Source organism: Arthrobacter sp. TmtSoilC48, assembly GCF_059739425.1.
Window position 1 is genome coordinate 3,630,997 of sequence record NZ_AP046049.1, and the last position, 25,542, is coordinate 3,656,538.

Annotated in this window: 23 protein-coding genes and 3 tRNA genes; 11 read left to right on the forward strand and 15 right to left on the reverse strand. The window is 61.1% G+C overall.

Going from position 1 to position 25,542, the window contains the following annotated elements:
- The first annotated feature begins 9 nt into the window (after positions 1-9).
- Genes AC6I97_RS16845 through AC6I97_RS16860 form a run of 4 tightly spaced genes read left to right on the forward strand, consistent with a single transcriptional unit; the run spans position 10 to position 3,268 of the window.
- Positions 10-729: a LytR/AlgR family response regulator transcription factor gene (locus AC6I97_RS16845; RefSeq protein ID WP_224166951.1), complete on the forward strand. Its 720-nt coding sequence runs from the start codon at positions 10-12 to the stop codon at positions 727-729.
- Positions 726-1,088 carry a DUF485 domain-containing protein gene (locus tag AC6I97_RS16850; protein ID WP_224092202.1) on the forward strand — a complete coding sequence of 121 codons (363 nt, stop codon included), beginning with the start codon at positions 726-728 and terminating at the stop codon, positions 1,086-1,088. Before AC6I97_RS16845 ends, AC6I97_RS16850 begins: the two co-directional genes overlap by 4 nt.
- A complete protein-coding gene (locus tag AC6I97_RS16855; protein ID WP_497945487.1) occupies positions 1,085-2,551 on the forward strand; it encodes a sodium/solute symporter in 1,467 nt (488 codons plus the stop codon). Before AC6I97_RS16850 ends, AC6I97_RS16855 begins: the two co-directional genes overlap by 4 nt.
- Positions 2,552-2,599: 48 nt before the next feature.
- Positions 2,600-3,268, forward strand: a complete 669-nt coding sequence (locus tag AC6I97_RS16860) for a hypothetical protein (protein ID WP_497945488.1) — start codon at positions 2,600-2,602, stop codon at positions 3,266-3,268.
- A 13-nt stretch (positions 3,269-3,281) separates the two neighbouring features.
- Here AC6I97_RS16860 and AC6I97_RS16865 read toward each other — a convergent pair whose 3' ends face one another.
- The 6 genes from AC6I97_RS16865 to rpsB all read right to left on the reverse strand — a co-directional run bounded on the left by AC6I97_RS16865 (position 3,282) and on the right by rpsB (position 8,158).
- Entirely contained in the window at positions 3,282-3,866 is a 585-nt protein-coding gene (locus AC6I97_RS16865; protein WP_497945489.1) for a DivIVA domain-containing protein, read from the reverse strand.
- 22 nt (positions 3,867-3,888) lie between these two features.
- Entirely contained in the window at positions 3,889-4,824 is a 936-nt protein-coding gene (locus AC6I97_RS16870) for a phosphatidate cytidylyltransferase (RefSeq protein WP_497945490.1), read from the reverse strand.
- Positions 4,824-5,381, reverse strand: coding sequence for a ribosome recycling factor (gene frr, locus AC6I97_RS16875; protein WP_216925335.1), 558 nt, complete (start codon positions 5,379-5,381; stop codon positions 4,824-4,826). Before frr ends, AC6I97_RS16870 begins: the two co-directional genes overlap by 1 nt.
- A gap of 117 nt (positions 5,382-5,498) precedes the next feature.
- The gene (pyrH, locus tag AC6I97_RS16880) at positions 5,499-6,236 is read right to left on the reverse strand and encodes a UMP kinase (protein ID WP_224092194.1); all 738 of its coding nucleotides are present in this window, start codon (positions 6,234-6,236) and stop codon (positions 5,499-5,501) included.
- Between the two features lie 121 nt (positions 6,237-6,357).
- A complete protein-coding gene (gene tsf / locus AC6I97_RS16885) occupies positions 6,358-7,194 on the reverse strand; it encodes a translation elongation factor Ts (protein ID WP_224092177.1) in 837 nt (278 codons plus the stop codon).
- Between the two features lie 121 nt (positions 7,195-7,315).
- Positions 7,316-8,158, reverse strand: a complete 843-nt coding sequence (gene rpsB, locus AC6I97_RS16890; protein WP_309927806.1) for a 30S ribosomal protein S2 — start codon at positions 8,156-8,158, stop codon at positions 7,316-7,318.
- Positions 8,159-8,580: 422 nt separating this feature from the next.
- On the opposite strand from rpsB, the gene AC6I97_RS16895 reads away from it, so the two are divergent.
- Positions 8,581-9,075, forward strand: a complete 495-nt coding sequence (locus AC6I97_RS16895; protein WP_497945491.1) for a M23 family metallopeptidase — start codon at positions 8,581-8,583, stop codon at positions 9,073-9,075.
- 22 nt (positions 9,076-9,097) lie between these two features.
- On the opposite strand, the gene AC6I97_RS16900 is transcribed toward AC6I97_RS16895, so the two are convergent.
- Positions 9,098-10,288, reverse strand: coding sequence for an acyl-CoA dehydrogenase family protein (locus AC6I97_RS16900; RefSeq protein ID WP_497945492.1), 1,191 nt, complete (start codon positions 10,286-10,288; stop codon positions 9,098-9,100).
- A 213-nt stretch (positions 10,289-10,501) separates the two neighbouring features.
- On the opposite strand from AC6I97_RS16900, the gene AC6I97_RS16905 reads away from it, so the two are divergent.
- On the forward strand, positions 10,502-13,270 hold the full coding sequence (locus AC6I97_RS16905; RefSeq protein WP_497945493.1) for an AAA domain-containing protein: 2,769 nt from the start codon (positions 10,502-10,504) through the stop codon (positions 13,268-13,270).
- A gap of 65 nt (positions 13,271-13,335) precedes the next feature.
- Here the strand turns inward: AC6I97_RS16905 and AC6I97_RS16910 are convergent.
- The 5 genes from AC6I97_RS16910 to AC6I97_RS16930 form a co-directional block, all read right to left on the reverse strand.
- Positions 13,336-13,409: transfer RNA gene (locus tag AC6I97_RS16910), tRNA-Ile, on the reverse strand.
- Positions 13,410-13,490: 81 nt separating this feature from the next.
- Positions 13,491-14,687, reverse strand: a complete 1,197-nt coding sequence (locus tag AC6I97_RS16915) for a glycosyltransferase (RefSeq protein WP_224092169.1) — start codon at positions 14,685-14,687, stop codon at positions 13,491-13,493.
- A 111-nt stretch (positions 14,688-14,798) separates the two neighbouring features.
- Positions 14,799-15,704, reverse strand: coding sequence for a DMT family transporter (locus AC6I97_RS16920; RefSeq protein WP_224092167.1), 906 nt, complete (start codon positions 15,702-15,704; stop codon positions 14,799-14,801).
- Positions 15,704-16,327 (reverse strand): CDP-alcohol phosphatidyltransferase family protein, encoded by a 624-nt coding sequence (locus AC6I97_RS16925; RefSeq protein WP_224166941.1) that lies wholly within the window; start codon positions 16,325-16,327, stop codon positions 15,704-15,706. The genes AC6I97_RS16920 and AC6I97_RS16925 overlap by 1 nt, the downstream gene beginning before the upstream one ends.
- A gap of 49 nt (positions 16,328-16,376) precedes the next feature.
- Positions 16,377-17,225, reverse strand: a complete 849-nt coding sequence (locus tag AC6I97_RS16930; RefSeq protein ID WP_224092165.1) for a phage holin family protein — start codon at positions 17,223-17,225, stop codon at positions 16,377-16,379.
- 176 nt (positions 17,226-17,401) lie between these two features.
- On the opposite strand from AC6I97_RS16930, the gene AC6I97_RS16935 reads away from it, so the two are divergent.
- From AC6I97_RS16935 to AC6I97_RS16955, 5 genes are all read left to right on the forward strand, one after another.
- Positions 17,402-18,631, forward strand: coding sequence for a multidrug effflux MFS transporter (locus AC6I97_RS16935; RefSeq protein ID WP_497945494.1), 1,230 nt, complete (start codon positions 17,402-17,404; stop codon positions 18,629-18,631).
- Between the two features lie 56 nt (positions 18,632-18,687).
- Positions 18,688-18,867: a YMGG-like glycine zipper-containing protein gene (locus AC6I97_RS16940; RefSeq protein ID WP_216925346.1), complete on the forward strand. Its 180-nt coding sequence runs from the start codon at positions 18,688-18,690 to the stop codon at positions 18,865-18,867.
- Positions 18,868-18,977: 110 nt separating this feature from the next.
- Positions 18,978-21,476, forward strand: a complete 2,499-nt coding sequence (locus AC6I97_RS16945; protein ID WP_497945495.1) for a bifunctional lysylphosphatidylglycerol flippase/synthetase MprF — start codon at positions 18,978-18,980, stop codon at positions 21,474-21,476.
- A 25-nt stretch (positions 21,477-21,501) separates the two neighbouring features.
- On the forward strand, positions 21,502-22,785 hold the full coding sequence (locus tag AC6I97_RS16950; protein ID WP_497945496.1) for an alpha/beta hydrolase: 1,284 nt from the start codon (positions 21,502-21,504) through the stop codon (positions 22,783-22,785).
- Positions 22,786-22,827: 42 nt separating this feature from the next.
- Positions 22,828-23,235: a hypothetical protein gene (locus AC6I97_RS16955; protein WP_224166936.1), complete on the forward strand. Its 408-nt coding sequence runs from the start codon at positions 22,828-22,830 to the stop codon at positions 23,233-23,235.
- A 46-nt stretch (positions 23,236-23,281) separates the two neighbouring features.
- On the opposite strand, the gene AC6I97_RS16960 is transcribed toward AC6I97_RS16955, so the two are convergent.
- The 3 genes from AC6I97_RS16960 to dnaG all read right to left on the reverse strand — a co-directional run bounded on the left by AC6I97_RS16960 (position 23,282) and on the right by dnaG (position 25,525).
- Positions 23,282-23,354 (reverse strand) — tRNA-Asn (locus tag AC6I97_RS16960).
- A 116-nt stretch (positions 23,355-23,470) separates the two neighbouring features.
- Positions 23,471-23,543, reverse strand: a tRNA-Asn gene (locus AC6I97_RS16965).
- An 86-nt stretch (positions 23,544-23,629) separates the two neighbouring features.
- Positions 23,630-25,525: a DNA primase gene (gene dnaG / locus AC6I97_RS16970; protein ID WP_497945497.1), complete on the reverse strand. Its 1,896-nt coding sequence runs from the start codon at positions 25,523-25,525 to the stop codon at positions 23,630-23,632.
- Positions 25,526-25,542 lie beyond the last annotated feature (17 nt).

Consider the following 25,542-nt stretch of genomic DNA (forward strand, 5'->3'; position numbering starts at 1 on the left):
TCTTTAATCATGATCAACGTGCTCGTCGCTGACGACGAACTGCCTGCCGTGGAGGAGCTCGCTTTCCTGCTGGGGCAGGATGCGCGCATCGGCACCATCCACCGGGCGTCGTCCGGGGCCGAGGCTTTGCGGACGTTGGAACGGGAATCCGTTGACGCGGTGTTCCTCGACATCCATATGCCGGCCCTTTCCGGTTTGGACATCGCCCGCGCCATTGCGCGCAGCAGCAGCCCGCCCGCCGTCGTCTTTGTCACTGCTGACGAAGACTGCGCGTTGGAGGCGTTCGACCTCGCTGCCATTGACTATCTCCTCAAGCCGCTGCGTGCCGAAAGGCTGGCACGTTCCGTTGACCGGATCAGCGAGCTGATCAAGGACGGGGCTCCTGCTCCCGAAATGATCACGGTGGACCTGGGCAGCACCACCCGCATGATCCGTCGCGATGATGTCAGCTATGTGCAGGCACAGGGCGACTACGCCAGGCTGCACACGGCCGAAGCCAGCTACCTGATCCGTGTCCCCCTCAGCGATCTGGAACAGAAGTGGGCGGAAGCTGGTTTCATCAGGATCCACCGCAGCTACCTGATTGCGCTCAACCATGTGGGTCATCTGAAGCTCTCTGCCACTTCCCCCAGCGTAAGAGTTGCCGGTGCGGAACTGCCCATCAGCCGGCGCCACCTGCCATCGGTGCGGGACAAGCTGCAATCCACGCGCATCCGGCCACAAGGATGACGCGCGTTCGGGTCACAGCACCACGCCAATCAGCGAAACCGGCTCCCCTGCGCTTCCCCTATGGTGGCGAAGTCGCCGAGGATTCGGACGTGGGACGTGTTTTCGTCCGCTCCCTTATCCGCTCGCAGTTGCGGCTTGCCCTGGTGGTGGCCTGCGGCTTCCTGCTGATCCTTGCTTCGTTCGCGGTGTTCCTGGTCTTCGGACCAGGGGTTGCTGAGACCAGGATCCTGGGCATTCCGCTCGACTGGCTGTTACTGGGGGTGGGGATCTATCCCGTGATCGGCCTCAGCGCCTGGCTTTACAACCGTGCGGCCGCCCGGAATGAAGCGCGCTATAAGGACCTTGTGGAGGACAAGTGAACCCTGCTGTTGGCTTGGTCGCCTTCCTGGCAGTTTCGATCACGACGGCGGTCATCGGCTTCTACGGACTGCGCATCTCACGCACCACGGGTGACTTCTATGTTGCCTCGCGGACAGTCCCGCCGTGGTGGAACGCCTCAGCGATTGGCGGCGAATACCTCTCGGCTGCGAGTTTCCTGGGAGTCGCGGGACTGATCCTGCTGTCCGGTACTGATGCCTTGTGGTTCCCTGTTGGTTACACCGCGGGCTACCTCATGCTGTTGCTTTTCGTTGCCGCTCCCCTGCGACGCTCCGGCGCGTACACCATCCCCGACTTCACCGAGGCGCGGCTGGATTCCAGGATGGTTCGACGCGTCACAAGCCTCGTGGTAGTGGCCGTCGGCTGGCTGTACATCGTGCCCCAGCTTCATGGCGCTGCGCTCACCATCCGCATCACCACGGGACTGCCATCGTGGGTAGGTTCGACGGCGGTGGTGCTGGTGGTGTGCCTGACGGTGGTGGCTGGTGGGATGCGTTCCATTACGTTCGTTCAGGCTTTCCAGTACTGGCTCAAGCTGACTGCGTTGGCTGTTCCTGTGATCTTCGTGCTCCTGGTCCTGGCTGGAAACGGCACCCCGCAGCAAGCCCAGCTCCCGGTCAATCCCACTGCCCAGCCAGCGGCCAGCGCCTATCAGAACATTTCGCTCATGGTGGCATTGCTTTTCGGGACACTGGGCCTGCCGCACGTCCTGGTGCGCTTCTACACAAATCCCGATGGACAGTCTGCACGCCGCACCACACTGATCGTGCTGGGGCTTCTCTCCGTGTTTTACCTCTTCCCCACGCTTTCCGGTGCGGTGGGCAGAATCTTCGCCCCGGAACTTGCACAGTCCGGCCAAGCCGATGCGTTGGTCCTGCTGTTGCCCGGCAAGCTCGTGGGAGGAACAGCAGGTGAACTCCTCTCAGCGCTCGTGGTCGCCGGCGCCTTCGCCGCGTTCCTCTCCACCACGTCAGGGCTGGTGGTTTCGCTCTCGGGCGTCATCAGCCAGGACCTCTTCGGAGGAAGCGTCCGGGGATTCCGCCTCGCAGCGCTGCTTGCCGCCGTCGTGCCTTTGGGTTTTGCCTTCATGACTGACACCCTGGCCCTGGCGGGGAGTGTTGGACTCGTCTTTGCCTTTACTGCGTCCACCATTTGTCCCGTATTGCTGCTGGGAATCTGGTGGCGCGGGCTGACTGATGCCGGGGCAATTGCAGGGATGGTGACCGGCGCGCTGCTGTGCGGCGGGGCCATGGTGATCGGCACTGTAATGGGTCAGGGCAACGCTCCTGCCTGGCTGGCCCAACCGGCTGCATGGACGGTCCCGGCCGCGTTCGCAGTGACGCTGGCGGTCTCGGTCTGGACAAAGAACCGCGTGCCGGCTTCCGTGAACCGCGTGATGTCCCGCCTGCACGTTCCAGAACGGCCAGTGGCTACCGAACGGTAACGGCCAGCACCTGTTGTCCATGCATTGGGCAAGGTGGACAATGACGCCATGTCCGAAGAACCGGATGCCGCCAGCCCGGCTTCCCTTAGCATCCGGGCCCAGTTGCTGGCCACCGAACACTGGAGCCTTCTTGCTTCAAGGAGCACCACGCAAGGTGAGGTCCTCACGCGTATCAGCATGTTCCTGACCTTCACCTCGGCCAGCCTGCTGAGTGTGGCACTGGTTGGTCAGGCTACGCAATTCTCCGACGCCTTCAGGGCATTCGCGCTGACCATCCTCACCATTGACCTTATGGTGGGGCTCCTCACCCACATACGCGTCATGAGCGTCGGGATGGAGGATCTGATGTACGTCATCGCCATGAACCGGTTGCGCGCCGCATATGTGGATCTGGACCCCGGCATTGCCAGGTACCTTATGGCTGGATCCCACGATGACGAGGAAGGTTCGAAACGTACGTACTACTTCTTCGGCGGCAGGAAGGACTTCAGTCAGGTTGCCGGTAGCAGCATGGTGTTCATGGCGACCGTAAACGCAGCCCTGATCGCCTTGTTGGTGGGCTCGGCGCTGTTGGTTGCAGGACTGCCGGCCGTTGTAGCGGTGAGCGTCGCCGTAGTGGCAGCACTGGCATTCTTCGTTACAGCGCTGGCCCGTGGAAGGCGCCGCTACCTCGAAGCGTGGAAGAACAACCCACCCATCTCTCCAACGCCACGGTAGTTTTGCGGACTTCTTAGTCGATGGCCGCCATCAGTTCAACCACACGGTCAAGGAATGCATCCACCTGGGCTTCCTCATAGCCTTCGTCACCCTTGGCCGCACGGAAGACTGCACGGCGAACGGTGTCCACGCTGAGGGGCTGATCGTGTTCCAGGTAACCGATAAGTTCGGCGCAGAGTGCGTCCACATCCTGGACGTTGTAGCTGCGGACTTTCTTCTTGGCCGGGCGGCGGAACCGTTCGCCGTCGGGCCGGTGCAGCCGTCCGCGAAGGATGCCGGAAAGTTTACCGATCTGGCGCAGCCAGGCTTCCTCGCCCTGCTGGCTGATGAGGTCGTCGCGTTCCCGGCGTGCGAAGGCGTCCTCAAGCCGGTCCAAGGCAGCATCGACGCTGTTGGCGTCATAACCACCCTTGACCGGGTCAAAAGCTACATCGCGCACGTCCGCGCTGGACACTTGATCGGCGGCACCCACAGGGTTCTCGAAAGAAGTCCTGGCGCGGCTAAGGAACGCATCCACTTGCTTGGCGTTGTAGCCGTACTTGCTGCGCTCAACGCGATCGAACGTTGCGGGAATCTGGCGACGAATATCCAAAGCCACTAATTTTCCTTCATCGGGGTTGTCAGACGCCGCTCAGCAGCGCGAACAGAACATAGGCTACAGGAGCCGCGAAGACGATCGAGTCCAAACGGTCCATGACGCCGCCGTGGCCAGGGAGGATGCTGCTCATGTCCTTCACGCCCAGTTCGCGCTTGACCATGGACTCGGCGAGGTCTCCCGCCGTCGAAGCAGCAACCATGCCGGTAGCCAGCACCAGGCCAACCCACCACGGTTTGTCCAAAATGAGGACACACGCGAGAACGCCAATGATCATGGCGCCCGCGACAGAACCCGCAAATCCTTCCCACGACTTTTTGGGACTGATTTTCGGTGCCATGGGGTGCTTCCCGAAGGAAGCGCCAACGATGTAACCGAACGTGTCGTTCGAAACGACCAGAAGCAGCATGGTGGCAATCTGCCAGGCTCCCTCTGGAATCCCGTCCGGCCATAGGCCGACTGGAGTCGCGCCACCGCTTGCATGCAGTGGGAGCGCCGCGAAGCTGATCAGGAACGGTATCCAGGCGAGAGTGAAGACACCCGCGAAAACGCTGCGGGGAGCACCTGCAGCACTCTCGATGGAGCGCCACAGCAGAACCGCGACGCAGGTTGCGGTCATGGTGAACAGCAAGCCTTCCAAACCGCCGAAGTAGGCGGAAACCGGCATCACCAGCGTTCCGATCATCACAGGGATGATCGGCATCCTGGTTCCCTGGGCCTCAAGGGCCCTGAAGACTTCCCAAACACCCAGCACCGCAAACGATGTGGTGAGCAGGACGAAGCCAAGGGGAAGGAAAAGCAATCCCCCAAGAACGGCGAAAAGCATGGCAAGCCCGACGCCGATGGCGGCCGGAAGATTGCGGCCTGCCTTCGGCGTCGGGTTACCTCGCAAACGCCTGACGCGTTTGCTCGTATCGCGTGTCGGGACCCTCCCAGCGGGTGCCGGCTCTGCCTGGTTCATTAGACCTCGAGCAGCTCGGCTTCCTTGCGCTTGAGCAGTTCATCGATGCTGTCGACGTGCTGCTTGGTGATGGCGTCGAGTTCCTTCTCGCCGCGCGAACCTTCGTCCTCGCCGGCGTCGCCATCCTTGACGAACTTGTCAATTGCGTCCTTGGCCTTGCGGCGAATGCTGCGGATGGAGACCTTGGCGTCTTCACCCTTGCCCTTGACGATCTTGACGTACTCCTTGCGGCGCTCCTTGGTGAGCTCCGGGATGGTGACACGGATGATGTTGCCGTCGTTGGAGGGGTTGGCGCCAACTTCGGAATCGCTCAAGGCCTTCTCGATGTCACGCAGGGCCGTCTTGTCGTACGGCGTGATGAGGATGGTCCGTGCGTCCGGAACTGCGAAGGATGCGAGCTGCTGCAGCGGAGTGGGAGTGCCGTAGTACTCCACGATCACCTTGTTGTAGAGCCCTGGGTTTGCCCGGCCCGTACGGATCGAGGCGAAATCTTCCTTGGCTACCTCAACCGCCTTGTCCATCTTCTCGCCGGCTTCGAGCAAGGTCTCTTCGATCACGGGTTTCTCCTCAGAAAATAGTCGCTGCCCAACTGCGGGCGGCAATGCACGTTACAGGAATGCACAGTAAAGATCCGCCACGAGGGGCGGACGGTCCTAGAAATATCCTAGCCGCTGCTAGGGAGTAACCAGCGTTCCCAGCGTTTCACCCAGGATGGCGCGGGTAACGTTGCCCTCGCCCTCCATGCCAAAGACCACCATGGACAGGTTGTTGTCTTTGCACATGGTCATGGCTGTCTGGTCCATGACACGGATGTCCCGGCGCAGGGCGTCGTCATAGCTGAGGACATCAAGCTTTTCGGCGGATGAATCCTTCTTGGGATCTGCGGTGTAGACGCCATCCACACCGCTCTTGGCCATCAGTACGACGTCGGCGTGGACTTCGAGGGCGCGCTGGGCAGCTACCGTGTCCGTGGAGAAGTACGGCAGGCCGGCTCCTGCACCGAAGATGACCACGCGGCCCTTTTCCATGTGGCGGATGGCCCTGCGCGGAATGTACGCCTCTGCCACCTGGCCCATGGTGATGGCGCTTTGGACACGGGTTTCCACGCCTGCTTGCTCCAGGAAGTCCTGCAGCGCGAGGCAGTTCATGACCGTGCCAAGCATGCCCATGTAGTCCGCACGGGACCGGTCCATGCCGCTCTGGGATAGTTCGGCTCCGCGGAAAAAGTTTCCACCGCCAACCACAATGGCTACTTCAACGTCAGCGACGGCAGCAGCGATCTGCTTGGCAATAGCGCGGACGGTTTCAGGATCGACGCCGAGCTTGCCTCCGCCGATGACCTCGCCGGAAAGTTTCAGAAGTACACGGCGGCGGGTCTTCTCGGGCTGGATTGCAGTATTGACGGTTTCCATGGTGCCTTCCCGTTGGTGGACTCTGGCTAGATTATCGTGCTGTGGGTCCGCGCAGATACTACCCGGACGGGTGCATGAAAAAGGGGCGGCCACCGAAGTGACCACCCCTTTTCATGAATTACTAGTTTCCGACGCGGAAACGGGATACTGCGGTTGCCTTGACGCCGGCTTCTTCGAGGACCTGTGCAACGGTCTTCTTGGAATCCTTGGCGAATGCCTGGTCAACCAGGACCTCACCCTTGTAGAAGCCCGTCACGCGGCCTTCGACGATCTTGGCGAGTGCAGCTTCCGGCTTGCCTTCAGCCTTGGCGGTCTCTTCAGCAATGCGGCGCTCGGACTCGACCAGTTCGGCCGGGACGTCTTCGCGGGTCAGGTAGTTCGGAGCCATGGCTGCCACGTGGACGGCGATGTCGTGTGCTGCGGTGGCAGCGGCTTCGCCTTCGCCGTCAACAGCGAACAGGACGCCGACCTGTGCAGGAAGGTCCTTGGAGGTCTTGTGCAGGTAAGCGTCAACCGTGGTGCCCTCAACGCGGGAAATACGGCGGACAACAACCTTTTCGCCGAGGACAGCGCCCTCTTCGATGACGATCTCGGACAGCGGCTTGCCGTCGACCTCGGTGGCGAGCAGGGTTTCGAGGTCGGCAGCGCCGGACTCGACTGCAACGTTGAGGACCTTGTCAGCCAGCTGGATGAACTTGTCAGCCTTGGCGACGAAGTCGGTCTCGCAGTTGACCTCGATCATTACGCCCACGCCGTCGGTAACCTTGGCAGCAACCAGGCCCTCTGCGGTGGAGCGGCCTTCGCGCTTGGTAGCACCCTTGAGGCCCTTGATGCGGATGATCTCGATGGCCTTCTCGGCGTCACCGTTGGCCTCGTCAAGAGCCTTCTTGACGTCCATCATGCCGGCGCCGGTGCGCTCGCGCAGGGCCTTGATGTCAGCAGCAGTGTAGTTCGCCATGTGAACCCCTCTGTCTAGAAAGTTGTGTGTTTACGGACTGACAGGACGGCAGCCCACCATGTGGGCCGCCATCCTGTCAGATGCCCCCGATGCCGTTTCCGGCCTCAGGGAAGGTCCAGATTTACTTGGCTGCTTCGGCTTCGCCGGCTGCAGCTTCAGGAGCCTCGGCAGCCTCGGCGGCCGGAGCTTCTTCAGTCTTGCTGCCTTCGAGGAGCTCGCGCTCCCACTCGGCCAGCGGCTCTTCCGGAGCCTCGGTGGTGCCGGTGGCGCGCTGGTTGCGGGCGATGAGGCCCTCAGCAACGGCGTCGGCAACAACGCGGGTGAGCAGGTTGACGGAGCGGATGGCGTCGTCGTTGCCCGGGATCGGGAAGTCAACTTCGTCGGGATCGCAGTTGGTGTCCAGGATGGCAACAACCGGGATGTTCAGCTTCTTGGCTTCGTCGACAGCAAGGTGTTCCTTCTTGGTGTCAACAACCCACAGAACAGACGGGGCCTTGGTCAGGTTGCGGATACCACCGAGGTTGGACTCAAGCTTGGTGAGTTCGCGCTTGAGGAGCAGGAGCTCCTTCTTGGTGTAACCGGAGCCGGCGACGTCCTCGAAGTTGATCTCTTCGAGTTCCTTCATGCGCTGGATACGCTTGGCGACGGTCTGGAAGTTGGTGAGCATACCGCCCAACCAACGCTGGTTGACGTACGGCTGGCCAACGCGGGTAGCCTGCTCGGCAATTGCTTCCTGAGCCTGCTTCTTGGTGCCGACGAACAGGACGGTGCCGCCGTGGGCGACAGTAGCCTTGACGAACTCGTAGGCGCGGTCGATGTAGGACAGCGACTGCTGGAGGTCGATGATGTAGATGCCGTTGCGCTCCGTGAAGATGAAGCGCTTCATCTTCGGGTTCCAACGACGGGTCTGGTGTCCAAAGTGGACGCCGCTGTCAAGCAGCTGGCGCATAGTTACGACGGGCATGCCGACGCTCCTTCCGGCAGGTCATTCATGAGAGAGCCCATGGGGCTGCTCTTACCCTGCCAATAGTTGACGGTTGTTTAGCCTTTGCCCGGACGGGCGCGGCTCCTGGCATCCATTGCGCTTCTCATCCGGAATGGAGCCGCAAAGGCTCAACCGGACCGCAAGAGGCACAATCCTCCGCAGCCTAAAGCCAAGCGGCTTCGCTGGTGGAGGGCTGGATACGCGTAGTCAGCTCTGGACCCTCACATATCTGAATGAGACATGTTCCTGAATTAGCTTGAGGGCACAGCAAACTGCTCCACCAAGTGTACTACAGCGGCACCACTCGTTTGACCTCCCGAACCCGGATGTTGTCGTGGACATTGTCCACATAGGACAGTCCAGGGATGGCACGGCAGGGCGCGACCGGAAAGCCTTGCTACATGGCCATTTTGAAGCTTTCCATTTCCCTGCTCATCCTCGCCGCGACTGTGGTTGGAGGCCCCGGCGCATCCACACCCACAGGCGAGCGGTGGAGCTGGCCCCTCTCCCCCAAACCCGGAGTCGTTCGGTCGTTCGATCCGCCAGAGAAGCCGTGGCTCAGCGGGCACCGCGGCGTAGACCTGGGGCCAGCGCTCGACGGCGCTTTGGTCGCCTCGCCTGCCGACGGCGTGGTGACCTTTGCCGGCGTCGTGGTTGACCGTCCGGTCCTCACGATCGATCATGGCGACGGACTCCGGAGCAGCTTTGAACCCATGACGAGTGACCTGAAGCCTGGAGATCACGTTCGCAAGGGCCAGTCCATTGGCTCCCTGGCGCTGGGGCACTGCAGCGGAACCCCCTGCCTTCATTGGGGCGTCCGCCGCGGCGAGGACTACGTGAACCCTTTGGGATTCGTGGAAGACCTGCGGCCTTCCATCCTGCTGCCCTTGAACTAGGTCCTCACCGCCAAAGGACCACCTAGACGATCGCGGAAACGCCGGTGATGGCGCGTCCGGTCACCAGGGTGTTGATCTCGTGGGTGCCTTCGTAGGAGTAGATGGCCTCGGCGTCGGAGAATATCTTGGCCATTTCGTAATCCGTGACGATGCCGTTGCCGCCCAGGATGCCGCGGCCAAGGGCAACACTTTCGCGCATGCGTGCGGTAGTGAACGCCTTCGCCAATGCTGACTGCTCGTCCTTTGCAACCCCCGCATCCTCAAGCTGGGCCAAACGCACCATCATGCCCATTGACGCCACCGCGTTGCCCAGGATCTGAACCAACTGGTTCTGCACCAGCTGGAAGGCCGCCAAGGGCCTGCCAAATTGCTGGCGCTCCACTGCGTACGCTCGGGCCACATCGAAGGTAGCGAGCTGAAGCCCCACGGCTTGCCAGGCGACGGCAAGGCGGGTGACCTTGAGCACCTTGTTGGTATCGCGGAAGCTGTTGGCGTTGGCCAGCTTGAAGAAGTCCGGAACCACCACGTTGTCCAGGACGATGTCCGCGTTCTGAACAGTACGCAGGGAGATCTTGTTCTCGATCTTGCGTGCCGAGTATCCGGGGAGCGAGGTGTCCACGAGGAATGCCTTGACCTGGTTGTCTTCCACATCCTTGGCGTAGATGACTACCCAATCGGAGAACGTGGCGTTGCCGATCCATCGCTTGGCCCCGTCGAGGATCCAGTGGTCCCCCTCGCGCCGCGCCGTGGTCCGGGTACCGCCGGCCACATCTGAACCACCCAGAGGCTCAGTCAGGCCGAAAGCGCCGATCTTCTTCAGGGAGTAAATGTCCGGAAGCCAGGCATCCTTCTGCTCCTGGGAAGCCAGGGCCTCGATAGAGCCCGTGAATAGCCCATCATGCACTCCCATGAACGTCGCGATCGACGCATCGGCACGGGTCACTTCGGCGTGGAGGATGCCTGCAAACAGATTGGAGTACCCCTGCCGGCGCACCGGGCTGACCAGATCGAGTTCGGCGAGCTTGGGAATGAGGTCCATGGGGAATTCGGCGCGGTTCCAGCAGTCCACGGCGATGGGCTTGACCTCGCGGGCCAGGAACTGGCGGACCTCGGCCAGACGATCCTGCTCCTTGCCCGTCAGCAATTGCTCAAAGGCGTAAAAGTCACCATCAGCATAGGGGAGGTTGTTGGCATCAAATGCAGCGTTGGACATGTGCGCTCCTTCAAGGGTGGTGGTCACCTGCCACCACGTCACGGCCCCGGAAGTTACCGGCGAGTAGTAAGTTACTGATGAGTAACATACCGCAGCTCCACGGTTTACCGCAACGCTGGAGTCACCTCACCCGATTCCAAATCATCTGATCGCACGGGACACTTCTGTAACGTCGCTAGTGCAACGCCGCACACGAGTTTGGGGGAAGTGCAGATGATCAATCCACGGAGCGAAGCCATTTTGGTCCGCAATCGTAGCCGGAACGGCTTTGATGACAAGACCGCGGAACTGGTGGAGTACCGCGCCGCGGGCGCGTTCACGTATGTAACCTTCAGTTCCGGGAAGACATACAGATACTCGGCGGACAACGTCATTATTCTTCGAAATCCCACACCCATATTCCTCAGCCCCCACGACACCGTCATCGTGCGTGGCAAGGTTCTCAAAGCCGTCACAGAGGTCCTCCGTTTCGATTCCCCTCAGGGGCCATGGTGGCGCGTTTTTCATATGGACGGCCCAGGGCCCTGCTTTCAAGCTTGTGGTGACAGTGAGATAGCAATCTCCCGGCCATCCGAGGAAGAAATACAAGCCCAGGTCGTGCTTGATTATTGGCGGGATGTTGCATCGAAGCTGAGCGCAGACGATCCGCTGCGCGGGCAGTACGAGAACTTCAGGAGCGTCCCCAAAGGAAGCGCGCTGGATGTGCTGCTCCAGCGCCAGCCCCTGGTTTCCCCGGAATTGGTTCAACAGCACCCGATACTGCCTTTCTCGTCAAACATCAGCCAACGAGAGGCTCTCCTGAGAGGACTCGGCCATCGAATATCGGTGATCGACGGCCCACCCGGTACGGGAAAGACCCAAACGATACTGAACCTTGTGGCCAACATCGTGACAGTTCCGGGGCAGACGGTTGGAATCGTCTCCTTCAACAACGCCGCCGTGGAAAATGTCCGGGACAAACTCGCCGAGGAAGGCTACGGATACCTCGTGGCGGACCTCGGCCGGAACGAGAAAATTACCGAATTCTTCGCCAAGCAGGAATCCAGGAACGCCAGGGTCGATCAATTGGTCGGCAGGCCATGCGGCGAGGCGCCGCCGTCAGAGTATGTGGCCGAACTCGACAGTCAATTGCAGACCCTGCAAGGGACCGCAAGACAGCTGGCCATATTGAAGCAGGAGCTGGACGCGTACCAACTCGAGAGGCGTCATTTCCTGCTGCAGGCAGACCCCCGTGAGGTGCCCGCCCTGGAAGGCGTCCCGCTACTGCGTGGCCCATCCGGTCGGATCCTGGAATTCCTGGCCGAGACCGCAATCACGCCCGTCGGATCTGGGCCACTCCGTAAACTTTTCCAGCGTCTTGGACTTCGCCTCCGATATGGACCACTCGGACGAATCGATCCCCACGACACCGATGTCGTGGTGCGGCTTCAGCGAGCCTATTACGACAGCAAGATACGGGAGCTTGAACAGCGTATCGATCAAGCGGAGCGGCTGCTGGCAAACAAGGACTACGGGCGTCTTGAGGAAGACCACCGGCGGGCTTCCAGACAGACCCTGGAAGCATCTCTCCACCGCCGCTACAGCCGAACCCGCAAGCGGATCCATTCAGAGGCCACCTACAAGTCAAACTTTGCAGGCTTCACCGCTGACTATCCGGTAATTCTGAGCACGTGCCACTCCCTGCGACGAAATGTTCCCACCGGCCAGCTCCTCGATTATCTGATCATTGACGAGGCCTCCCAGGTCGATCTACTCGCCGCTGGACTGGCACTCTCCCGCGCCCGGAACGTCATCGTGGTCGGGGACCTTCAGCAACTTCAGCACATCGCCGATGAGAAGGCTTCAAGGAACTCCACGCGAGCCCCGTCCACCAGCGTGGACTACAGGAAGCACAACATTCTGTCCTCAATCATCGAGCAGTTCGGCGATGACCTTCCCCGCACTATGCTTCGGGAGCATTACCGCTGCGATCCGGCGATCATCGACTTTTGCAACAGGAAGTTCTACGGCGGGAGGCTGGTCCCCTACACCTCCAGCGGGCCGGGCGGTCAGCCGTTGGTGGTAGTCCGGACGGTGGAGGGTAACCACATGCGCCAGCACAGCAGCGGGGGTCGGACCAACCAGCGTGAGGCGGACGTCATTGCCAAGGAGGTCCTCGGGCGATACTGCTCAGGTATCAGCAATGACCAGATTGGCGTGGTGACCCCGTATCGACGGCAAGTGGACAAAGTAGCTAAAGCCCTGCTCAGTAGCATCCACGCCGACACAGTCCACAAGTTCCAAGGGCGGCAGAAGGACGTGATCATCATGAGCACAGTCCTGGACGAGACAAGCAGCGGACACCAAGGCGTCAGCTTCGTCGATGACCCGCACCTCGTCAATGTCGCCGTCTCCCGGGCAGTGAAGCGGTTCGTACTTGTAACGAACAATGAGATGCTGCCAAAAAGCCGGCACCTTCGAGACCTCGTGCAGTTTATTCGCTACCGAAATCCGGAGGATGGTGTTTTCGACAGCAGCGTCCTGTCCGTCTTCGACCTCCTGTACCGAGAGTATTCAGCGTTGCTACGACCCTTGGCCGGCCGACTCCGAAACGGCTCCACATTCGCTTCGGAGAACATTATCTGGACTCTCTTGTCGGAGGTCCTCGAGGAAGAGGACTTCTCCGACTTGGCTGTGGCCCCACAGGTCTTGCTGAAGAATTTGCTTCGCGATCCTGCGATGCTCACATCCCAACAGGCATCTTTTGTCCAGAACCGGGCGAGCCTGGACTTCGTGGTCTATAACCGCATCACCAACCTGCCGGTCCTGGCCATTGAAGTTGACGGTTTCGCATTCCACGAAGACAATTCCGCTCAACACGTCCGGGATGAACTCAAAGATGCCATCTGCCATGCGCATGGGATTCGTCTCCTGCGTTTGCCTACGACGGGAAGCGGGGAGGAAGCCCGCATTCGCTCGGAATTGTCAGCGGCAGTGGGTTGAACAGCCGAAGCGCAAGAGAGCCGTGGCTGACGTATGAAACGCCAGCCACGGCTCCCGTGCAAAGGTAGGGCTACTCGGACTTGAACCGAGGACCTTAGGATTATGAGTCCCGCGCTCTAACCAGCTGAGCTATAGCCCCGTGACGCCCCAGGCCGCTAGAAAGCAACAGTTGGGGCAAATGCACTCTAGCAATACTAATAGCTACTTAAGAGTGCTTTTGTCACACCACCATGTCCTCGTAGGAAGCACCGCGGTAGAGGTCCTCGAATGTCTGAAGGGTGCCGTTGATGCTGTGCGGCTCCACCATCTCGCGGCTGACCTTGCCCATGGCTTTAAGTTGGTCTTCAGGAAGCTCCACCAGCTTGGTGATCTTCGCTGCGAGTTCCGTGCTGTCGTTGGGTGTGAACAAGTACCCGTTTTCGCCGTCGCGGACCAGGTGCGGCAGTGCCATGGCATTTGCCAACAGCACGGGCGTGGAGGCGGACATGGCTTCCAGCGTCACCAACGACTGAAGTTCCGCAGTGCCGGGCATGCAGAAAATATCGGCCTTGATGTAGGCCTCGCGCAGCTCTTCATCGCTTGCCAGCCCCAGGAACTTCACTCGATCCCCCAATCCAAGCCTGGCCACCTGTGCCTCCAAGGCCGGGCGGACTTCGCCGCCACCCACGACCTCCAGGTGGACGTTGAGTTCGCGCGGGGTCTTGGCAATGGCGTCGATCAGCACATTGACGTGCTTCTCTTCCGCAAGCCGTCCGGCGAAAAGGACAGTGGGGTTGGCATGGGGCTCGATCGTCTCGCCAGGCTGAAGCTCGTACGCTGCGGAATCAATGCCGTTGGACAGGGGCAGGACTTTACGGAGGAACGCGTGCTGGTGCATGGCCTTGGCGGCAAGGGGTGTGGGTGTCGTGACGACGTCCGCCTGGCCCATCACCTTGCCCATGTCCTTCCAGGAGATGCGCCCCACGATGTCCTTGAACCACTGCGGGAACGGAAGGAATGGGTTCAGGTTTTCAGGCATGAAGTGGTTGGTGGCAATAATCCTGATGCCACGCTTCACGGCCTCGTAGAGTACGTGTTCGCCAATCATGTAGTGGCTTTGGATGTGCACCACGTCCGGTTGGACTTTGTCGAACAGGAGACTGATTTCCTTCTTGATTTCCCAAGGGAAGCAGATGCGGAAGTATTCGTGGGTGAACACCCCATGGGAGCGGAGGCGGTGGACGGTTGCCTCGTCACGGAACTCGGTGTAGCTCTTGCCCGTGTCCGGACGGCAAGCCAACACGTGCACGTTGTGTCCGCGCGCCGTCATTCCCTTGGCCAGGCGGTAGCCGAACTGCGCAGCACCGTTTACGTGCGGCGGGTAGGTGTCCGCCGCGATCAGGATGGTAAGGGGTTTGTTGGTGTCGGGAATGGTCACGTGGAGAACTCCTGATGGTCACGGTGCGGAACAGCCTTGAACGGGTCAATGCTGCGGTGTCGCCGGGTTGCCGGACCGCTGGGAAGCGGTGGCGCAAGGATCAAACTTTGCCTAGGCCTTCCGGCTTGCAGCCGCCTTCGCGTCCTTCTTACGCTTGGTGACTTCCGGATGGTGCCGGCTCAAGGCAATAACCCCCACGATAGCAAGGGAAGCTGCGGCGGCCATGCTGATTGCCATCACGGCATGGACATCGGGACGAAGCTCACCAAGGATAACGATGCCGATGGCGATGCCCACCATGGGGTCCACCACGGTCAGTCCGGCAATAACCAGATCCGGAGGGCCACCTGAATACGCGCTCTGGACGAACCAGGAACCAAGGCCGCCGGCGGCGGCGATGGCAATGAGGGTGTACCACTGCACATTGAGCAGGAACAGGCCATTGGGGTCCAGGAGGTGCTTGCCGATGATCCGGGTCAGGACGGCCACGAAGCCAAACAGTACACCCGCTCCCAGGATGTATATGAAGGCGCTCATGCGGTGTTTGAACAGCACTGCAAGAGTGCCGAAAAGGCCCACGGCCAGGGCCAGGAGCAGCACGATTGTCAGTTCGTCTTCAGCGTTAACATGGTGGTTTTCCTGCGTGACGTTAACTGCCAGGAGTACGAACAATGCCGATCCGGTGACGCAGGCGGTAATGGCAACCACGGTGGCGCGGTTGATACTCAGGCCCTGGTCCTTGGCATTGACCACGGTGGTAATGACCAGTGCGATCGCGCCAATGGGCTGCACCACCGTCAGGGGTGCCGATACAAGGGCGATCGCATTCATCACCATGCCAAGGCACAACAGCAAGAGCCCAAGCATCCATCGTGGGTTGCGCAGAAGCCGCAGGAACCCGTTGGAACTCAGTGCAAGCCCGCCGGTATCGGCTTTTACTGCGCTTCCCTGGCGTTGTGCACCGATGGCAAGGAAAAAGGCGCCAAGTACGGCAAGGAAAACCGCCAGCCACACCATCAGCCGTGTCCGCCGTCGTTGGCCCGCAGTTCTTTGCCTTTGCGCAGGATGGCCCAGTAGTAGTTGTAGGCCGCAATCCAGTGGCCCAGCAGGCCGAGGCCAAGGAAGACCCAAGCGGCCGCGAAGTAGGCGTCGGTGTAGGGAATCGGCAATTTGGAAAGGACCAGCAACGGCGTGCCCACCAGCAGCAGCCCGGTGCGGATCTTGCCGATGATGCTGACGGGAAGGTCTGGATGGCTGCGGAAGTAAATCAGCGAGGCAATGGCCAGAATGGCGTCAGGCACCACCAGCGCGGCCAGATACCACCACTGCACGACGCCGGCGATCGCCAAAGTGACGGCAACGGCTATGAGCGCGGCCCGGTCCGCCAAGGGGTCCAGGATCCTGCCCAACTTGGAGGTTTGGTCATAGCGGCGGGCGATATAGCCATCCACCCAGTCCGTGCTGCCCATGATGACCAGCACGAGCACAGCGAAGCCATATTCCTTCTGCCACAGGACCAACCACACAAAGAGCGGGACGCCCATGAAGCGCAGTACGGTGAGCACATTGGGAACGGTAAAGACGAGGTCGTGGTCCACCTGGGGACGGTCCGGATGCGAACCAGCACCGATGAACCTCATGGTGTCCCCCTTTCCTCTCCTCCAGTGTGTGCGGTACCGCGTCAGGCTGCTACTTCTTCAGCAGCTTCCGCAGGGCAACCACGAAGACTGCAGCCGCGGCGGCGAAAGCCACGAGGTCCTTCCACCGGGACGCAAGGCGCCCGGCGAGGTCCTCGGGGACGGCCTCCCCAAGGTCAGCGAACTTGGCCGAAGCAAAGTCCTTTCCCTCCTGGAGTTTCACGGTGGCTGCCCCAAGCAAAGCCTGGCTCTGCTTCTTGACGTCCAACTGCTCGCCAAGCTCATCGCGCACGCCGGTAAGGTGTTCGCGCCGTTTGTTCAGGCGCAGGCGGAGTTCTGCCTCCGTGGGCGCCTTGGCTGCGTCCGCTTCCTTGGCAGCTTCCTTTGCAGCCTTTTCTGCCTTCGCCTTTTCGGCGGCAGCTTCCTTGGCAGCCTTCTCCGCCTTGGCAGCGGGCGAATTGGGATCGAGGATCGATTCGTCGAAGGCCGAGCCCTCCTTCGCAATTCCAAGATCGTGCTTGAGTCCACGGATGGTGTCTTCAGGGATCAGAGGCATGGCCTTCTTGAACTTGGAGACACCGATCAACGCTCCGAGCGCGACGATCACGAGAAAGACCGCTGCAACGATCAACGCCGCAAGCCAGCCCGGCATGATGGTAGCCAAACCGAGAATCGCGGCCACCACCAAGGCGATCACCAGGAGCGACATGAAGACAAGGGCTACCCCAAAGAACGCGCCGGCCACCCCAACCTGGGTGGCCTTTCGCTTGAGTTCGACCTTGGCAAGGGCGATCTCATCGTTGAGTTGCCTGGGAGCCAAACGGGCAACGAGCTTGAGGGTCTTCGGCAAAGTACGGATGGCTGGTCTCGTGCTGGTCCGGCCGGTGTGACGTCCACTCATTGGGTTCCGCCTAACTGCTTCCTCTGGGCATCGTGTCGGGCGAACGCGGCCGGAAAAAGATCGCCGCGGGCACCTGTCCTCAAAACTATCATTCAGGTTCCGGCTCAACTTTCGCCGATGACACCGCGGCGCGCCTGACGCAGCTGCATAAATATGATGTGACGGCCATAGGATAGATGATCGTGACCAATCCAAATGCTCCGGGCGATTCCCTGAGCCGACGCGAAAAGCTTGTCTACATTGTCCTTCTCGGTGCCCTGACCGCTCTGGGGCCCTTCACAGTGGATCTCTACCTTCCTGCGTTCCCTGCGCTGGAGGAGAGTTTTGGCGTATCAGCCACGGCGATCCAACTGACGCTGACCGGCACCACGGTTGGGTTTGGCCTTGGACAGTTGGTGGTTGGTCCCTTCAGCGACAAGTTTGGCCGTCGCCTGCCCTTGATCCTCGCCACTGCCCTGCATATTGGATCGTCATTGGGCGCTGCCTTGGCTACGGACATCGGGTTCCTGTCCCTTTTCCGTGTGCTCATGGGTATCGGTGCCGCGGGCGGCGGCGTTGTCGCCATGGCCATGGTCCGGGACCTGTTCCATGGCTATTCGATGGTCCGCATGTTCTCCCGGATGTCTTTGGTCAACGGGCTGGCTCCGATCCTGGCCCCCATCATCGGTTCCCAATTGCTGCTGGTGTTCCCGTGGCCCGGCATCTTCTACTTCCTGGCCTGCTATGGCACGTTGGTGATAGTGGCCGCGATCTTCTTTATTCGCGAAACCCTCCCGGCGGAAAGGCGCGGGAAATCCACAGTCACGGTGCGGCAGCGGTACAAAACGGTGCTGACGGACCGGATATTCGTGGGCATGTTGATGGTTGGCAGCCTGAACTTCGGTGGTTTGTTTGCTTACCTCTCCGCCTCCACCTTCCTGTTCCAGAACGTCTATGAATTCTCTCCCCAGGAATACGGCCTCCTCTTCGGGGTCAATTCGCTGGGCATCGTGGCGGGCGTACAGATCAGTTCGAGGTTGATCCGACGCGTCGCTCCACAGTGGATCGTGGCCGGAGCCACGGTATTCATGCTGCTTATGGCGGCCCTGATTATCGTGCTCGATCTCCTCCACGTGGGTCTGTGGGGCATCCTGATTCCGCTGTGGTTCTACATTTGCGCCACAGGCTTCCTGTTCCCCTGCGTCCAGGTCCTGTCCCTGGCGAACCATGGAGCCCAGGCGGGGACGGCGGCGTCGCTCCTGGGGGCAGCGCAATTCATGATGGCGGGCATCGTTCCCCCCGTTGTCGGCTGGCTCGGTGTCGATTCAGCGGTACCCATGGGCGCGGTCCAGGCTGTTTGCATCACCGGAGCCATTGCCGCACTGTGGCTGGTGGTCCGGCCGCGGACGGTCCCGTCAATTCATTAGGTCCCCTCAATCCACTAATTCGGCATTTCACCTTGACCCGACCAAAGGCAGTGACCATGACCAAGAAACCGCACCGCAACGGTAGGGGCCTTTTCCTCGGGGCCGTGCTTGGCGCCGTCGTCGGGGCGCTGTTGGGCCGTCTGGCCGGGAGTGCACTGTTCGGGGCGATACTTGGTGCCGTCATTGGAGCGGCCCTGCTGTACCGGGTGAACCCGGGCCCCTGGAACAGGGACTAACCGTAACCGGGTCTATCGGCCCGTATAAGCCCTCCCCTTAGGGCGCCTGGCAGGGCAGAATGGTGGCCAGCCGGGGGTTTCCCCTGCTTCGCCGGTGAAGGGGACATCACATGAGTGCGGCTGATGGATACAGGGGCACTGTTTACGGCCTGGCGGCCATACGGCGGCTGCCCCTGACCCTGGGACTCGTGCTGTTCCTTTGGGTTGTCGGCGCAGTTACGGGCAGCCTTGTCGCCGGTCCCAACGAGTCACTCCTGGAACAAGTCGGGCTGGGTTTGGCGCTGGATCCGGGACCGGGTTGGTCCATCTTCACATCATCTTTCTTTGCCTCATCCTTGCTGGACTATCTGGCATGCACCGTTCTGATCCTGGTGGGCGTGGGTATCGCCGAGCGCACCATTGGGCCATGGCCGGCGCTGGCAGCATTCATCTTTGGTTCCGCTCTGAGCGCCCTGGTGCTGATGGGGCTGGTTGCTTTTGGAACAGACAACAGCGACCAATGGCTGAGTTTCCTCGGTGGCGAGTACGTTGTGGGCGCTTACGGTGGTGCCGCCGCTGCGTTGGGATGTTCGACGGCGGCACTGGAGGCGCTGTGGCGTCGTCGCCTCCGGACATGGTTGCTGGCCGCCACGCTCATGTTCGCGTTGTTTGTAGGCGTCGCACAAACACTCCAGGCCCTTGCCGGCGCTGTCATCGGCATTCTGGCCGGTTGGGCCGTCCAGGCCCTCGTGCTGCGGCGGCGTGCGGGCTCCCTTCATTCTTCTAGCCTTCGTGAGACCCGGTTCCTTGTGGGCACCGTGGTGGGTGTGTTCGCCCTGGGTCCCTTGCTGACGCAGCTAACGGGCACGTTGGAGGTCGGGCCGCTTTCTGTGGTTTCCGAGGTGATGCTGCAGGCAAGCCCCAGCGTGGACGAAGTCAACGAAGCATGCGACAACGACAAGAGCTGCGTCACGCTGCAAAGTGTTGTGGGCGTGCAGAGTTTCGGTGCCACCATCCTCACACTGATCCCGGTGCTGTTGCTACTTGTCTGTGCTGAGGGGCTGCGCCGTGGTCGCCGCCTTGCGTTTAGGCTGACCCTGGTCATCCAGCTCTACCTGGCGTTCGTGACGAGCGTGGCAATCCTGCAGTACGTGACGGATCCGGAAGTGACACTCGGCAATGACGACATCGGCTACCTCCTGCTCTACGCCGTGCCCGCTATCCTGGCGCCGCTGATCGTCGCGGTCCTGCTGGTGGTCAACCGCCACAAATTCCGGGTGGAATCCAGCGACGCCGGATATCGCGTCCTGGGCAGGACAACCCTCATCATGGCTGCAGTGGCGGCGGCCCTCTACGTGGTCTTCTGGTTCCTGGAGGGCAACCCGAGCCGCTCATCCCTGTGGGACCTCGCAGGCCAATTGACCCATATCCTGGTCCCCTTCCCCGTTCCGTTCGTCGTTGAACTGCCCCAGGGACTGCTGAGCACAGTTCTTTACGGACTGGGCGGGGACGCCATCTGGCTGTGCATCCTTTTGATGGTCCTGAACAATTTCCAGCGGTTCCGGGCGCTGGCGAAAGACCCTGCTGCGGATCTGGGACACACCCGTGAACTGCTTCATGACGGCGGGGGTACCTTGTCCTGGATGGCCCTGTGGGACAACAACCAGTACTGGTTCACGCCGGACAGGAGGGCTGGCCTCGCCTACCAGGTGCACAACGGGGTGGCACTGACGGTGGCGGGTCCGTTCGGAGCCCGCCAACACCACACCGAGGCTGCCACAGGCTTTCTGGCACATTGCGCAGCACTGGGCCTCACACCGTGCTTCTACTCGGCCACGGCGGAGCTTGACGAAGCTCTCCTCCCCCGCGGCTTCCGCAAACTGGAGGTGGCGGAAGAAACCCTGCTGAACGTCCAGGCCATGACGTTCAAAGGCAAGGAATGGCAGAACGTCCGGACCGCGCTGAACAGGGCGGAGAAGCTGTCCATCAAGGACCACTGGTACCACTACGCGGAGATGCCTCCGGGGATCCGGGCACAACTTGCCGAAATCTCGGAAGAGTGGGTAGCGGACAAGGCCCTCCCCGAGATGGGGTTCACGTTGGGCGGACTCGATGAACTGAAGGATCCCGAAGTCATGTGTTGCGTCGCGGTGGACGACGACGGCCTGGTCCATGGGGTCACAAGCTGGCTGCCGGTCTTTACCGACGGCGTGGTGTCGGGTTGGACCTTGGACTTCATGCGCCGCCGAACCACTGGTTTCAAAGGGGTCATGGAATTCCTGATCGCCTCCGCTGTTACGCACTTCAAGGACGACGTTCCGCGCATCTCGCTGTCAGGCTCCCCGCTGGCCAACACGGGGGCAGCGACGGACGATGGTGACCACAGTGCCTTGGACCGGGTCCTGGCAATGCTGGGCAATGCACTGGAGCCCATGTACGGCTTCAAGTCCCTGGCAGCTTTCAAATCGCGGTTCCAGCCCGAGCACCGCACTCTGTACATGTATTACCGGGATCCGTTGGCCCTGCCGTCCATAGGCCTTGCCGTTGGGTCGGCGTATTTGCCGGGGTTGTCCCCCGCACAGAGCGCCGGTTTGCTACGCCAAATAGTTGCCCGGGAACCCGCCGCATGACTGCCGCCGGACGGACGCGGCAGTCATGAAGGGCCTCCTGGAAATCGAGATCAGCGGCCCTGTGGTCATGACGATAGCGGTGATTATCGGCGTCGGGCTTTTCCTGTTGCTGTTCCTCAGGCCGTCTTCGCGCTGGGTCATCACAGCGGTCGTTGGCATTGTGGTGACAGCAGCGCTGGGTTGGTTGACGGTCTGGATCGTGGAGGATGTCCTGGACGTCTTCCACGTGGGCCTTACACCCCGGGTGTGGTTCTGGGTCATCACAGGCTTCGCTGCACTTGGCCTGGCCGCGGCTAGTTTTCGCCACAGTCCCCGGTGGCGGAAGGCCGTGGCGGCGATATCGATTCCCGTGTTCCTCCTGGTCACTGCGCTGGGCGTCAACATGGAGTTCGGGCTCAACAGGACCCTGGGGTCAGCGCTGGGGATTTCCACCGAGGAAGCCATCCAACTGAGCAAGCCGGACCCGGATGCTCCTGTCCCTTCCGGGCCCCTCTGGCAGAACTGGAAACCGCCAACCAACATGCCAGCAAAAGGCGAAGTGGGAACGCAGGTCATTCCACCCACCGCCTCGGGTTTCAATGCCCGCCCTGCCGGGATCTACCTGCCGCCTGCTGCCCTGACGGAGAACCCACCCCGTTTGCCCTTGTTTGTCCTCATGATGGGCCAGCCGGGCCTGCCTGACCCCCAGTACGTTTCGGCCGCGTTGGACGAATTTGCTGCGAAGAACAATGGCTTGGCGCCCATCGCGATCGTGGCCGACCAGATCGGACCGGATCAGGACGACACTCTATGCCTGGATACGGCCAAGTACGGAAACGTGGAGAAGTACATCAACGTTGACGTGGTGAACTGGGCCAAGGCGAACCTGAACATCCTCCCGGACCGCGATCATTGGACCATCGCCGGATACTCCAACGGCGGGCAGTGCGCCATCTCCTTTGCGCTCAAATACCCGAAGATGTGGGGCAATGTGGTGGATATCTCCGGCGAGGAGTTTCCCGGGGCGGAGGACCCTGCAGGCAACCTTGCAGAGATCTTTGGCGGCAACCAGGCAGCCTATGACGCCCAGAAGCCCATCAACATCATGAAGGGCAAGCAATTTCCAGACACCACTGCCGTTTTCACCGTCGGCTCGGATGATGTGACCTATGTTGCAGCTGCGAAGGCTGTCTCGGCAGCTGCAAAAGCTTCCGGAATGACGGTGACCTATTACGAGGTGCCAAACGGCGGGCATGTAGGCATCGCATTGAACGCCGGCCTGACAAAGGGCTTTGAGGTGCTGTATCCGAGACTCGGCTTGTCCCCCTAGGCAGCCCTGTTGCCGGCCCGTCCCCGGCGATAAAGTTGAGATGTGCCACATTGGCAAGAGCTGCAGCCGCTTCCGGCACCTTGGCAGCGTCGGGATGAACGCATCCTGCCGCTGTGGTGGGACCGGCTGTGCTCCGTGACCAGTCCCCAGTCCGCTGCCCTCTATGCGGCAGGCCTTTTCACGGATGACCGGCGCCGGCCCATCGCCCAGTGGTACAACCCCGAAGCCGACGCCGCGTTGCTGGTTGCCCCCGAGACCTCACCTGAGTGGCCGGTCCAGCGCTTTGGAATCTTCTATGCACCGCCGGGTGGTGGGTTCACCCGCGTGTACTCCGCTCCCCACGAGTGGCATCCGCGCGAACCGCGGACACCCCCGACCGAACAGGAAGCCTTCCTGGCAGCCGTGGCCGAAGCCGCACGGTTCCTCCAGGTGGAGATGGATTTCGTGTAAAAAAGTGGACCCCGCACCAGTACGAAACCGGTGCGGGGTCCTTGCGCTCCTCCGACTGGACTTGAACCAGTAACCCTTCGATTAACAGTCGAATGCTCTGCCAATTGAGCTACGGAGGAATGAAGCGGTTATGACTTTAGCAAAGGTTTTAGGCGAATGCGAATCGGACGGAGATACCCCCTGGGGGTATAAAAAATACCCCCGTTCCGAGACTCCGGAACGGGGGTATTGTGCGCTCCTCCGACTGGACTTGAACCAGTAACCCTTCGATTAACAGTCGAATGCTCTGCCAATTGAGCTACGGAGGAATGAAGCGGTTACTAGCTTAACAGGGCCCCGCCGGAAAACGAAATCGAGCCTCCAGGCCGCTTCCGACGGCCCTCGGCAGGGACCCTCAGGAGTCTGAACGCAGGGCTCGACGCTGCATTTCCAACACCATCAGTTCGCGGTTCAGCCGCTGGAATTCCTCGGGAAATGCAGCTGCGTCAAGGCGCTGCAGCTGGCCCATCTTGTCCGCTTTAATGCGGGTGATCTGCAGTTCGAAAAGCCTCGCCAAAATGTCCCGGCAATAACGTTGCATGGCCTCCGGGGTACTGGCCGGCAAAGGAGTTACAGCCAACTCCGAAACCAAGGGCCGAAGAGGCTCCGGGACTTCCTGCCGGATGTGCTCCACCCATGCCACCGGATCAGCCGCGTGGGCCAGTCCTGTGGCACGCACAGCTGCATGCACCGCCGCGTATGCAGGAGTAGCAAAATGGGACGCCTCAAAGCGCTCCCATGCCCCGTCGCCCAGGACTGAGGGCTCTTGGAGGACGACTTCCAGCGCTTGGCGCTCCATCCCTGCCACGGGGTCCCGCGGATCGGGACGATTGAAGACCTGACCGCTCGACGCCTGACCGTTCGACGATGCTGCCGTCGTCGTGGTTTGTTCCGCAGCACCGGACGGACTCGCACCGGATGCCGCGCGCTTGGCTGCCGCCCCAACGTAGCGGCTGACTTCCTCAATCGGCATCCCCAACCAGCCAGCGAGTTCGCGTATGTAGGCGGGGCGGATGCCGGAGTCGCGGATTTGTGCCACAACGGGCGCCGCTTCCCGCAGCGCTGCGACCCGGCCTTCCACCGTGTCCAGGTTGTGCCTGCGGAGCGAGGCACGGATCGCGAACTCGAAGAGCGGCTTCCTGCTATCGATGAGTTCACGTACCGCGGCGTCGCCCTTGAGTTGACGAAGATCACACGGATCAGCGCCAGTGGGTTCCACCGCGACGTACGTTTGCGCGACGAACCGTTGGTCTTCCTCGAAGGCGCGGAGGGCCGCCTTCTGGCCGGCGGCGTCTCCGTCGAAGGTGAAGACCACCTCTCCCCCGGTGCCGTCGTCCGAAAGCAGGCGCCGCGCGATCTTGATGTGTTCGGTGCCGAACGCCGTGCCGCAGGTGGCGACCGCCGTCGTGACTCCTGCAAGGTGGCAAGCCATGACGTCGGTGTACCCCTCAACCACCACCAGCTGCCGGTCCTTGGCGATGTTGCGTTTGGCGATGTCGATCCCGTAGAGGACCTGGGACTTTTTGTAGAGGGTGGTTTCAGGCGTGTTCAGGTACTTTGGACCCTGATCGTCCTCGTAGAGCTTCCGGGCGCCGAACCCGATGGTGTCGCCGGCGATGTCCCGGATGGGCCAAATGAGCCTGCCACGGAAGCGATCATAGATGCCCCGGTTTCCTTCAGAAAACATGCCCGTAAGTTTGAGTTCAGCATCGGTAAACCCGCGGCCACGCAGGTGCTTAAGGAGCGAGTCCCAGCCCTGGGGCGCATAGCCCACGCCGAAGTGCTCTGCTGCCGCACGGTCAAAGCCCCTGCCAGCGAGGAAGTTGCGGCCCTCGGCCGCTCCGGGGGTCAGCAGTTGGGCACGGAAGAACTCATCGGCGATCTTATGGGCATCCAGGAGACGCTGGCGCTTGCCCACTTCTTCGCGGCTCGGACCACTGCCACCGTCCTCGTACCGAAGCTCGTAGCCAATTCTGGCGGCCAGCTTTTCCACTGCCTCGTGGAAGGAGCTGTGGTCCATTTTCTGGACGAAGGAGATGGCATCCCCGTCTTCGCCGCAACCGAAGCAGTGATATCTGCCCACTTGGGGGCGCACAGTGAAGGATGGTGAGCGTTCATCGTGGAAGGGGCACAGGCCCTTGAAACTGCCCAAGCCAGCACTCTTCAGGGTGACGTAACCGTCAACGACTTCCTTGATATCCGTGCGCTGGCGTACTTCGTCGATATCTTCACGTTTGATCAAGCCAGCCACGTGACCATCCTAGCCGC